Origin of the sequence: Mesorhizobium loti CJ3sym (genome assembly GCF_000472785.1) — a bacterium.
In the GTDB taxonomy this organism is placed as follows: domain Bacteria; phylum Pseudomonadota; class Alphaproteobacteria; order Rhizobiales; family Rhizobiaceae; genus Mesorhizobium; species Mesorhizobium loti_E.
In genome coordinates, this window is sequence record NZ_AXAL01000002.1 from 311091 (window position 1) to 322966 (window position 11876).

Here is an 11876-nt window from a genome sequence, read left to right on the forward strand (position 1 = left end):
GACGGGAGGAGCGCCGGATGATGAATGTCGTCCTCGTCGGCTGTGGTGCGATGAGCAGGCAGTGGCTCGATGCCGCGAGGCAGATCGACGGGCTCGCCATTGTCGGCCTTGTCGACCTCGACGCCGAACGGGCGAAGGCGAGGGCGCGCGAATACGACCTCGCTAGCGCTGTCATCGGCACCAGCCTCGACGCCGTACTCGATCAAACCAGGCCCGACGCGGTGTTCGATGTCGTGGTTCCCGCCGCCCGGCGCGAGGTCGCGTTTTCTGCCTTTGCCCACAATTGTCATCTCCTGACCGAAAAGCCACTGGCCGACAGTCCTGAGAATGCGCGCGCCATCATCGAGGCGGCACGTCGGGCAGAGCGTATCCATGCCGTGGTGCAGAACCGGCGCTATGTCGCCAATGTCAGGCGCATCCGGCGGTTTCTCGACTCCGGCGCCATTGGCGCTGCGACCTCCATCCATGCCGACTTCTTCGTCGCGCCGCATTTCGGCGGCTTTCGCGAGGAGATGGCGCATGTGCTGCTGCTCGACATGGCGATCCACACTTTCGACGCCGCCCGCTACATGGCTGCGGGCGAGCCGTCCAGCGTCTATTGCCAGGAATGGGAGCCGGCCAATTCATGGTACCGGCAGGGTTCGTCGGCCAGCGCCGTAATTGATTTCGGCAGCGGCAAGGTCTTCACCTATGCCGGCTCCTGGTGCGCCGACGGTTTTCGCACGAGCTGGGAAGGCAGCTGGCGCATCGTCGCCGAGCGCGGCAGCCTCATTTGGGATGGCCATGACGGCCTGAAGGCGGAAGTGGTGGCGTCGGGTCGCGATGGCCTGATCGACAAGACCCAGCCGATCGACGTGCCGCCGCTCGATCCCGCCGACCGCATCGGCGGTCATCTCGGCATCATCCGGGATTTCATGCACGCGATCGAAACCGGCAACGAGCCGGAAACGCGCGGCGCCGACAACATCAAGAGCCTGGCCATGGTTTTCGGCGCCATCGAGAGCGCCGAGACCGGACGCCGCGTGGCGATCACTGCACAGGACGAAAAATGATGCCAAACCCGCTTCTCGACATCAGGATCGGCACCATGGTGCGGGCAAACCTCGACGACCCGGCGGCCTACATCAAGCAGATCCTGCCGCTCGGCTTCGAGAGCATCCAGCCCTTCTTCTGGCAGACGCTGGGTGGCAAGGATTTGCCGCGGCTGGCCGGACAGATCCGCGAGGCGATCGGTGATGCCGATGTCATCGTGTCTTCCCTGGGCGTGTTCGGCAATCCGCTGGAGGGCGACGAGGTCGATCGCGGTGTGCTTGCGGCCTGGGAAACGGCTATCGACAATGCGCATCTGTTCGGCACTTCGATGGTCAGCGGCTTCACTGGGCGCCTGCGCGGCAAGAAGCTGACCGACAGCCTGCCGCGCTTCCGCGAAGTGTGGGGTCCGCTGGCCAAGCGCGCCGCCGACAAGGGTGTGCGCATCGCCTTCGAAAATTGCGCCATGGATGGCAACTGGGCTGCCGGCGACTGGAACATCGCCCACAATCCCGACGCCTGGGAGCTGATGTTCAACGAAGTGCCCGACGATAATCTGGGGCTGGAATGGGAGCCCTGCCATCAGCTGGTTTATCTCATCGATCCGATGCCGCAGATCCGCAAATGGGCGCCGCGCATCTTCCATGTCCACGGCAAGGACGCCACGGTGCGCTGGGATGTCATCCGCGAACACGGCGTGTTCGGCCGGCTGCCCTTCGTGCAGATGCGCACGCCGGGTTTCGGCGACAGCGACTGGACGCGGGTGATCAGCGAGTTGCGGCTGGCCGGCTATCGCGGCGCCATCGACATCGAAGGCTGGCACGATCCGGTCTATCGCGGCGATCTCGAAATTACCGGCCAGGTGCGGGGGCTGGAGTATCTCAAACAATGCCGGGGAGGTGCGAACTACCAGCCAAATCCGACGTGAGGCCAAATTTGATGTGAGAATTGGCGGCGGGAGGAGCCGGCCGCCAAGAGCCACTGCCGTAGCAATCGTCAAAAACCCCTCGGCTGCCGAGGGGAACAATGGGAGGACAAGTGCATGAGCATCGCGATCAGAACGACATTTCTGCGCACGACCGTCGTGGCGGCCGCCACGGCGCTCTGCGCCGCCATCTCGACCTTGCCGGCGCAGGCGCTCGACGCCCAATGGTGCAAGGATGTCCATATCCGCTTCTTCGTCGGTGGCGCCGAGGGCGACGCTTTCGGCACCATCGTCTATAATGGCGCCAAGCAGGCGGCGGCCGATCTCGGGCCGAAGGTCGACTACATCTTTTCCGGCTGGGATGTCGAAAAGATGGTGCAGCAATTGCGAGAGGCGGTCGCGGTCAAGCCCGGCGGCATCGCCATGATGGGCCATCCCGGCGACGACGCGATCATGCCGCTGGCCGAGCAGGCGCATAAGGACGGCATCAAGATGATGTACCAGAACGTGCCGGTGCCGAAGGTGACGGCGGCGTTCGGCGGTGGCTATGTCGGCGCGCAGCAGGAGCAGCAGGGTCGCGCGCTAGGCGCAGAGGCGTTCAAACTCGGCGGGCTCAAGGCCGGCGACAAGGCGATCATGATCGGCCCGTTCGACAATGAGAGCCGGGGCGCGCGCGAGCGCGGGACGGTCGCCGCATTGAAAGAGGCGGGCGTCGATGTCGTTCAAATCAATTCTGTACCCGAGTGGGCAGCCGATCCGAATCTGGCCATCCCGGTGATCACCGCGGCGTTGCTCAACAATCCCACCGTCAAGGCGGTCGGCTACCCCGGCGGGCAGATGCTCGGCAATGTGCCGACATATATGCAGGCCGCGGGAAGGAAGCCCGGCGACATCTTCAACTTCGGCTTCGACACCAGCCCGCAGATCGTCGAGGGCTTCAAGGGCGGCTGGGTGCAGCTGACCGCCGACCAGCAGCCATTCCTGCAGGGCTATCTGCCGATCCTCAGCCTCTGCCAGCAAGTGGTGCTGGGTCTTTCGCCGATGAATGTCGATACGGGCGCGGGCTTCGTCACGCCGCAGAATTATGAGATCGTCTCGGAGCTCGCCAAGCAGGCGCTGCGCTGACCTCCCAAGGCTGCCGGCCGGGTCGACCCGGCCGGCAGGACCGCCGGTTGAGAAGGCCGGCACGCGACAATGACAAGCGAGGATCCGATGGCCGAACGCATCATCGAACTGCGCGATATCAAGAAATCCTACGGTCAGGTCTATGCGCTGGGCGGCGTCAATCTCAGCGTCGACCGCGGCGAGGTGGTCGGCCTGATTGGCGACAATGGCGCCGGCAAGTCGACGCTGATCAAGATACTCTCCGGCGTCGTCAGGCCGACCAGCGGCGAGATCCTCGTGCGCGACAAGCCGGTGACCGGATGGAGTGCTGCGCGCTCGCGCGACGCCGGCATCGAGACGGTGTTCCAGGACCGCGCTTTGGCGGTGCAGCAGACCATCGTGCGCAACATCTTCATGGGGCGTGAGCTGACCGGCTTCATGGGCTGGCTGAAGGTCAACAAGGAGATTGAGGAGGCAAGCCGGCTGATGCGCGAGATCGGCTTCACCTCGAAAGTGTTCACACCGCATTCGATCGTCGGCCAGCTGTCGGGTGGCGAACGCCAGGGCGTGGCGATCGCACGCGCCATCTACAAGCAGGCCGAGCTGATCATCCTCGACGAGCCGACGACGGCGCTGTCGCTGACCGAGACCGCCAAGGTCTTCCATTTCGTGCGCCAGGTGCGGGCGGGCGGGCGCTCGATCCTGTTCATCGGCCACAACATCCACCACGTCTTCGACATCGCTGACCGCTTCGTGGTGATGGACCGCGGCAAGGTGGCGCTGACCGCCGACCGCAGCCAGATCAAGTCGGCGGAAGAGCTGATCAATTTCATGGAAGACGTCGCGCATCCCGGCGGATTGCCCGGACTGCACGAGGCCGGCGAAGCGGAGCAGCGAGTGCGATGAGCAAGACCATGGAACCCGATCTCGAAAGTCCTCTCGGCGCGCATGGCGGGTCGGCCCGCAAAGAGTGGAGACATCCATCCGACCACTGGTTGCGCGGTTTCGTCCTCGACAACCGCGCCTCGCTTGGCACGCTCGCCGTCTTCATCGTCATGATGGCGGTGTTCATGGCCGCCAACCCGACCGTGTTCACCACCTGGTATCTCTACAGTTCGGTGCTGACGACGCTGCCCGTTGCGCTGTTCGTGGTGGTGCCGCTGGTCTTTGTTGTCACCTGCGGCGAGATCGACCTGTCGTTTCCGGCGACGATGGGTTTTGCCTCCTGGGTGTTCTCGCTGGTGGTGCAGGCCGGCTACGATCCGTTCCTCGGCATTGCGGCGGCACTCGTCACCGGCATGCTGCTCGGCTTCCTCGTCGGCTCGCTGGTCGTCTATGGCGGGCTGTCGTCGCTGATCGCCACGCTCGGCATGAACTTTTTGCTGCGCGGGCTGATCCAGATCATCAACGAAGGCAAGTCGATGGCACTGACCGGTCTTGCCGACACCCCGGCCTACAAGATCTTCTCCAGCCAGGTTTTTGGGATCCCGGTGCAGATCTTCTGGGCCATCGCCTTCGTCGTACTGTCGGCGATGCTCTACAACCGCCACCGTTTCGGCGCGCAGGTGAAGGTGGTCGGCGACAATCCCGACAGCGCCCAGCAGATGGGCATCGACGTCAAGCGTGTGCGGGTGAAAGTGTTCGTTTTCGTCGGCATCGGCGCCGCGATCGCCGGCACGTTTTCGGTGATGATCAACTTCACCTGGTGGCCAACGGCGGGCGACGGCTATCTGTTGCCGGTACTGGCCTCGGTCTTCGTCGGCGGCACCCCGACCTGGGGCGGCATCGGCACGGTTGCCGGCGGCGCGATCGGCGCGGTCACCGTGTCGTTCATCCAGACCGGTGTCGTCGCGGCGGGATTGAGCGGCTTCTACGTGCAGTTCTTCAACGGGCTGATCATCATCCTGTCGCTGCTGGGTCATAAGTGGAACCAGGCAAGATATCGATGAGGGGTGCTTCGGTGCTGAAGCTAGCCAGCTTCGCAGGGCATTGGCGAGAAGAACACGTTGACGTACGATATTAAACTGTCTTGCTGAACGAATATATATGGCGTCTGCTGTTCGGTGCCTGTAACGCCCTTTTTTCCCAAAGAGGAAGTAGATGGGAGATACCGGTACATCAATTCTGCTGGACAACTCAGTTCGGAAGTTCGGCATTATCGCGCATGGTGTATCTGTAGAGGTGCCTGGGCCGCTCAATCGACTCGCTCTATTTCAAGCGAAGCCGGCTAAGGGATCGGATGCGCGGTGGCTTCAATCCCAAATCGAATGCATTCCAACAATCGTACGGTTGGCGCAGGGCGGAATTTTGAATCTACATACCTATCCCGAGCTAATTTTAGAATCTTTGCCCACAAGCACATACCCGGCGCAGCCCATTGGTGATTTGTTTCAGAAGTCACCTCGCAACAGTGTTCCAGGTGTGATCCGGAGGGGGCTCTTTTTTAGACAGGATTTCACCACTCATCTCGCCAAAGATGCACTGGGAGATTTCGTCGTTTGGCTCACGAATATTGACATCGATCGCTTGATCGGTATTCCCTATATTGCAGAAAAAATGAGCGAATTTGAAATTAGAAATCTAAAGGGTATGGAGGCATTTAAAAGCTTTCTGAAGGGAATAAACAGAAAGCATTATGCTGACGCTTTTCATCTGTGGACCGCTGAGGTGAATTCACTAAGCTTTTTTCTTACCGCCGACAAAAAATTCATAAATGCCGTTAAAAATTGCCGCCATAGAACCTTTACCTGTCAGCCAATTTCCCCCGTGGATTTGCTCGACATGCTAGGAATAAAAGAGCGCGACCAGCTGCCCTTAGCACATGGAAGTCAATATTTTCTGAGCGGACAGTCCTACGAAGACTAGCTGCTTTGCGTCGTACTCAAACCGCCGCCACGAACCCGTCCAGCACGCGTTTCTGGCCGGCCTTGTCGAAGTCGATGGTCAGCTTGTTGCCTTCGATGGCCGAGATGTTGCCGTTGCCGAATTTCTGGTGGAAGACGCGGTCGCCGACGCTGAAGGCGGAGGGCGTGTCGGAGACGGATTTGGCGACCAGCTCGCCGTCGATGGTGCGGCCCTTCACCGAGGTGCGGCCGGCGCCGTAGCCGGAGTCGGTCTCGCCATAGCCGATGCGCTCGACCTGGTGGCCGGAGCGCGAGCCCCAGTTGCGGTCGGTCGCTTCGGTTCGGTTGGCTTGTGCGCGCTGCCAGCCCGGCGTCGCGTAGGTGTTGGAGAAGGCGCCGGATTTTTCGGTGTCTGCGCCAACATTGTCGAAGCGCGATGCGCCGTAGGGGTTCTGGCGGCCGCCACGACCCGAAGCGAACGAACCGCCGCCATAGGAATTGCCATAGCCGCCGTAGCTGTTGCCGCTTTCGGCGACCTCGACATGGGCTTCGGGCAGTTCCTCGAGAAAGCGTGACGGGATGGTCGATTGCCAGAGCCCATGGATGCGGCGGTTGGAGACGAACCACAGATGCAGGTTCTTCTTGGCGCGGGTCAGGCCGACATAGGCGAGGCGCCGTTCTTCCTCCAGCCCGGAGCGGCCGCCTTCATCCAGCGCGCGCTGATGCGGAAACAGGCCTTCTTCCCAGCCGGGGAGAAAAACGGTCTCGAATTCGAGGCCCTTGGCCGAATGCAGCGTCATGATGTTGACGGCGTCGAGCGTGGCATTCTGCTCGGCGTCCATGACCAGTGCGACATGCTCGAGGAAGGAGCGCAGTGACTCGTATTCCTCCATCGAGCGGATCAGTTCTTTCAGGTTTTCCAGCCGGCCGGGGGCTTCGACCGAACGGTCGTTCTTCCACATGTCGGTGTAGCCGCTCTCTTCCAGAATGGTCTCGGCGAGTTCGGTGTGCGGCGTGGTTTCCAGCGCCTTTTGCCAACGCTCGAAATTGGCGGCGACCTCACGCAGGGCAGCGCGCGGCTTCGGCTTCAACTCGTCGCTTTCGGCGAGCTTGGCGGCGGCTTCCAGCATCGGCACACGCAGCGCGCGCGCCGTGTCGTGGATCTGGCGGATGGTGGTTTCACCGAGCCCACGCTTGGGCACATTGACGATGCGCTCGAAGGCGAGGTCGTCGGCGCCTTGCGCGACGACGCGGAAGAAGGCCAGCGAGTCGCGGATTTCCATGCGCTCGTAGAAGCGCGGGCCGCCGATGACGCGGTAATTGAGGCCGAGCGTGACAAAACGATCCTCGAATTCGCGCATCTGGAAGGAGGCGCGGACGAGGATGGCCATGTCGTTGAGTTTGTGTTTTTGCCGCTGATAGGCCTCGATAGTCTCGCCGACGGCGCGGGCTTCCTCCTCGGAATCCCAGGCGGCGTGGACGTGCACCTTGCCGTCCTCCGGCTCGTCGCGGTCGGTGAACAGCGTCTTGCCGAAGCGGCCCTCATTGTGGGCAATGAGGTGCGAGGCGGCACCCAGTATGTGCGCGGTGGAGCGGTAGTTGCGCTCCAGCCGGATGATGGTGGCGCCGGGAAAATCCTTGTCGAAGCGCAGGATGTTGTCGACCTCGGCACCGCGCCAGCCATAGATCGACTGGTCGTCGTCGCCGACGCAGCAAATATTCACGGTGGCGCCAGCCTCGGTCGAAGAGCGCCCGATCTCCCCCCTTGAGGGGGAGATGTCGGCGGAGCCGACAGAGGGAGGCGGTGCCCCACCGGCCTGTCTGCGCGAAGCACCCCCCTCTGTCCTGCCGGACATCTCCCCCTCAAGGGGGGAGATCGGCCTGCCTACCGGCCGCTGCGCCAGCAGGCGCAGCCACATGTATTGGGCGGTGTTGGTGTCCTGATATTCGTCGACGAGAATGTATTTGAAGCGCTTGTGGTATTCCTTCAGCACGTCCGGATTAGCGCGGAAGATCCGGATCGGGTGGCACAAGAGATCGCCGAAGTCGCAGGCATTCAGCGTCTTCAACCGCTCCTGATAGGCCTTGTAGAGTTCGCGGCCCTTGCCGTTGGCGAAGGCGCGGGCGTCGCCCTCCGGGATCTCGGCAGGGCCGAGGCCCTTGTTCTTCCAGCCGTCGATCATTTGCGCGAACTGCTTGGCCGGCCAGCGCTTGTCGTCCAGCCCCTCTGCCTGGATCAATTGCTTGATCAGCCGCACGACATCGTCGGTGTCGAGGATGGTGAAATCGGAGCGCAAGCCGGCAAGCTCGGCGTGCCGGCGCAGCAGCTTGACGCCGATCGAGTGGAAGGTGCCGAGCCACGGCATGCCTTCGACATTGCCTTCGCCAATCAGCACGCCGATGCGGATCTTCATCTCGCGCGCGGCCTTGTTGGTGAAGGTGACAGCGAGGATCTGCGACGGGAAGGCCTTGCCGGTGGCAAGGATGTGGGCGATGCGGGTGGTCAAGACGCGGGTCTTGCCGGTGCCGGCGCCGGCCAGCACCAGAACCGGGCCTTCGGTGGTTTCCACCGCCAGCCGCTGCTCGGGGTTGAGGCCCTTGAGATAGTCAGGCGCATTGCTGTGGCCGCTACGGGCAGCCATGGCGCGCGCGGCAATGCCCGACGGAGCCGTGGGCCGCGCATTGGGTTCATCGAAAAAGGGCATGTCTTCGGAAAAGCCGGACATCTTCCCTCCGAATGTAGTGATTCGGGAGGGAAAGACCAGAACTGTCTACGTTTTGTTCCGGTTTTAACGCACGATTGGAGGTCGCCGTGCAACTGTTGTGCTCCCAGCGGCCGACATCCTTCTCCAAAGCTCCGATCAGGCTTACCTCGCGGCCGCGCGCATTCGCTCGCTGATCTTGCCGGCGACATAGCTGGCATCGCGTGCGGCGCCATGGATCATCGTCGAAGAGGGCGAGTGCTGGAAATGCAGGCCGCAGACATAGAGGCCGGGCTCACCCTCCACGGCGCCGCGATACTGCTTCACCCGGCCGTTGTCGTCGAAGATCGGCAGCTTGATCCAATCCAGCCCGGCCTTGAAGCCGGTGCACCAGATGACGTTCGTGACGTCGAGGGTCCGGCCGTCGTCGAGCAGCGGTTTGCCGTCACGCGCGCCGGCGACGCGGGAAACCCGGCGCACGCCAGCCTCGTCCAGGTCCCGCGGCTTGACCCGGATCAGCGGCAGGCCATGGGAGAGTTGGCCGGACTTGGCCTTGCGGCCCATTGGTGTGTCGACGGTGAGCAGCCGGTGGAAGACGAAGCGGAACACGACGGGCAGCACGAGGCGCATTGCGAAATAGCCGTTGTAGGCGACCGGAATGTTGCCGGGATGTCGGCCGGCCAGCCAGGTCTGGTGCGTCGGCGCGAGATCCATGGCGATTTCCGCGCCGGAATTTCCGGCGCCGACCAGGAGCACGCCGCCCGGATCGAGCTGCGCCTGGTTTTTGTAGGCACTCGAATGGAATTGCCGGATCGATGGATCGAGCAAGGCGGCGAAATCCGGAACCTTTGGTTTCTGGTAGCTCGCCGATGCGATGACGACATGATCGGAGCTATAGCGAGTCCGGCCAGCCGTCACGACATAGCGGCCGTCGAGGCGGGCTACCTCGTCGACCTTGACGCCGGTACGCACCGGCAAGGAAAATTTCCTGGCATAGGCTTCGAGATAGTCGGCCATCTCGTCCTTGGTCGGGAAGGCAAAGCGGTCGGCGGGGAAGGGCATGCCGGCCAGCCCGTCATAGCGCGCCGGCGTGAACAGGCGCAGCGAATCCCAGCGCGAACGCCAGGCGTCGCCGACACGTTCGCGCCCCTCGAGTATGACGAACTTCACGCCCTTGCGGGCGAGGTGACAGCCGACGGATAGGCCGCTCTGGCCGGCGCCGATGATGATGACATCGAAATGCTCTTCCCCCGGCGCGGGCCGCTTTTCATCGACTGATGAGGCCTGGCTTGATGACGCCTGGCTGCCTGCCGCCTGCAGCACACTGGCCTCCAGTTGCATGAACGCCGCTCCCTGTTCCAACAATGCGCCGGCACGCGCCTTGGTCTCGGTGATGCCGACACGGCGGCCGCGCCGTCGCGTTGCGTGCCCAGAGGTCGGGCGAGGTGTCGAGGTCGGGTTCATGATTGCTCCATCCGGTTTCGTAGGCCTGAAGCAAAAATAACGATCCGGTGACGCGGCGCTTCGGGGAGACACCTCACGAGACCGGGAAAATGCGATGGGGATTTTCCCCCATGCCCCGGGTCTTCGGGTCGTCGGTTCAGAGCAGCCCGTTCTGAAAGGCATAGGCGGTCGCGGCGGCGCGCGAGCTGACCGCCAGCTTGTCGAATATGTTGCTGAGATGCCGGTCGACCGTCTTTTCGCTGAGACCGAGGTCGCTGGCGATCAGCCGGTTTGTCTTGCCTGTGGCGACAAGGCCGAGGACTTCGATCTCGCGTCGGGTCAGGCCGTGCGGAGGCGCCTTGTCCGACGCGGTCAGCGCCGAGACCCGGGCGCGTTCGGGCGCAGCGCCCAGGGCCGTGAAAACCGCGCGGGCGGCATCGAATTCAAGCTCGGCGGTGTCCTCGTCGCCAAGCGCTCGGCAAGCCTGCCCGGCCAGCACGCGCAGGCGCGCTTCGAGATAGGGGGCGCCGGCGCGCTGCCATGTCGCCAGTGCGGCACGGAAATGGCAAAGTGCGGCTGCTGCGTTGCCGTCGGTCAGCTCGATTTCGCCTCTCGCCTGCGAGGCCATCGCAACAAGAATATCGGTCGCGAAACGGTCGGCCGTCGTCTGCAATTCCAGGGCCGCTTCGCGCGCCTCGTCGATTGCGCCCGCCGCGATCATGATCTCGACCAGCGCCGGCAGCAGACGGGCGCGGCCGAGCGGCGTCCCGGTCGTTGCAAGCACGCGGCGCATTGTTGCGGCCGCTTGCTCAGCGCGGCCTTGCATGAGACGCAGCAACGCCATGCCGGGCTGCGGTTCGAGCCCAAGACGGCTGGCAGTGCGGTAGAGCTCTTCGGCTGCCGCGAATTCGCCGCGCAGCCGATGGATTTCAGCTTCCTGGTAGGCCGCACCGGCGGTCGTCTCGTTGCTGACATTACGGGCCAATGATGATGTCGCACGCCGCGCTTCGGCAACGGCATCCTGCCAGGCGCCGTTCACCTCCATGATCTCCGCGCGGTGCAGCCGGCATAGGCCGTTGAACTGAACCAGCTGTGGCTGCGATCCGCACCAGTTCGACATCGCGTCGGTCCATTCGCGCGAACGATCGAAGGCGTAGATTTGCCGGCAGGCATCGATGAGATTGCAATAGATGAGGCCGGTGACAACGGGCGAAAGCTTGCCGTCGACGACGGGCAGCATGGCTTCGTCGAGCGAGACGATACCTTCCTCGATCCGGCCCTGGCGCAGCAGCGCGCGGCCGAGATAGCAGCGGGAGAAGGCGATCAGGTCGAGGTCGCAACAGCGTTCGCCGATCCCCAGCGACTGCGCCGCCAGCGCCGCGGCAGCCTGATCGTTGCCGCTCCTGAGTTCCTTGTGCGCCGAAAGCATGATCAGGAAGCCTTGCGCCGCGCATTCGCGGCCAAAGCCTTGGGCATGGCGCTGCGCCTTCTGCAGCCAGGCCATGCCGCGGCCTTCCTCGCGCAAAGCCATGAGCCGGAAGCCATGGAAGAACGCCCAGTACGCCGCCTGGTCGTCACGGCCGGCATCGGCATGCACGTTGAACAGGCGCTCGGCGGCGGCGAAGATATCGGGGTCGCGGTCGAGCATGCCAGCCGACCACATCAGCCGCTCGAGGTCTTCCGGGGCGAGCGCCGTGATTTCGTCGGTCGCCCGCAAAAGCTCGAATGCATCCGCCCATGCCCTCTGTCCATAGGCATGGCGGGCTTTTTCGAGCAACGAGGCGGCGTCGGCTTTCATCGGCAAAGCATAGTATCACCTGACACCTGGCG

General features: G+C 63.2%; 9 protein-coding genes. 6 read left to right on the forward strand and 3 right to left on the reverse strand.

Annotation, left to right across the window (positions count from 1 at the left end; genetic code table 11):
* Window positions 1-17: 17 nt before the first annotated feature.
* From A3A9_RS0106070 to A3A9_RS43865, 6 genes are all read left to right on the forward strand, one after another.
* Window positions 18-1052 (forward strand): Gfo/Idh/MocA family protein, encoded by a 1035-nt coding sequence (locus A3A9_RS0106070; RefSeq protein ID WP_027057976.1) that lies wholly within the window; start codon window positions 18-20, stop codon window positions 1050-1052.
* Entirely contained in the window at window positions 1052-1957 is a 906-nt protein-coding gene (locus A3A9_RS0106075) for a sugar phosphate isomerase/epimerase family protein (protein WP_202596351.1), read from the forward strand. The genes A3A9_RS0106070 and A3A9_RS0106075 overlap by 1 nt, the downstream gene beginning before the upstream one ends.
* 114 nt (window positions 1958-2071) lie before the next feature.
* The gene (locus A3A9_RS0106080) at window positions 2072-3079 is read left to right on the forward strand and encodes a substrate-binding domain-containing protein (RefSeq protein WP_027057978.1); all 1008 of its coding nucleotides are present in this window, start codon (window positions 2072-2074) and stop codon (window positions 3077-3079) included.
* Between the two features lie 87 nt (window positions 3080-3166).
* On the forward strand, window positions 3167-3964 hold the full coding sequence (locus A3A9_RS0106085; protein ID WP_027057979.1) for an ATP-binding cassette domain-containing protein: 798 nt from the start codon (window positions 3167-3169) through the stop codon (window positions 3962-3964).
* A complete protein-coding gene (locus A3A9_RS0106090) occupies window positions 3961-5007 on the forward strand; it encodes an ABC transporter permease (protein ID WP_027057980.1) in 1047 nt (348 codons plus the stop codon). Before A3A9_RS0106085 ends, A3A9_RS0106090 begins: the two co-directional genes overlap by 4 nt.
* A gap of 151 nt (window positions 5008-5158) precedes the next feature.
* Window positions 5159-5923 carry a hypothetical protein gene (locus A3A9_RS43865; protein WP_152536070.1) on the forward strand — a complete coding sequence of 255 codons (765 nt, stop codon included), beginning with the start codon at window positions 5159-5161 and terminating at the stop codon, window positions 5921-5923.
* 16 nt (window positions 5924-5939) lie between these two features.
* On the opposite strand, the gene A3A9_RS0106100 is transcribed toward A3A9_RS43865, so the two are convergent.
* The 3 genes from A3A9_RS0106100 to A3A9_RS0106110 form a co-directional block, all read right to left on the reverse strand.
* Window positions 5940-8627 carry an ATP-dependent helicase gene (locus A3A9_RS0106100; RefSeq protein ID WP_027057982.1) on the reverse strand — a complete coding sequence of 896 codons (2688 nt, stop codon included), beginning with the start codon at window positions 8625-8627 and terminating at the stop codon, window positions 5940-5942.
* Between the two features lie 141 nt (window positions 8628-8768).
* Complete coding sequence (locus A3A9_RS0106105) at window positions 8769-10067, reverse strand: flavin-containing monooxygenase (RefSeq protein ID WP_245278985.1); 1299 nt, start codon at window positions 10065-10067, stop codon at window positions 8769-8771.
* Between the two features lie 136 nt (window positions 10068-10203).
* Window positions 10204-11844, reverse strand: a complete 1641-nt coding sequence (locus A3A9_RS0106110; RefSeq protein WP_027057984.1) for a helix-turn-helix transcriptional regulator — start codon at window positions 11842-11844, stop codon at window positions 10204-10206.
* Window positions 11845-11876: the final 32 nt, after the last annotated feature.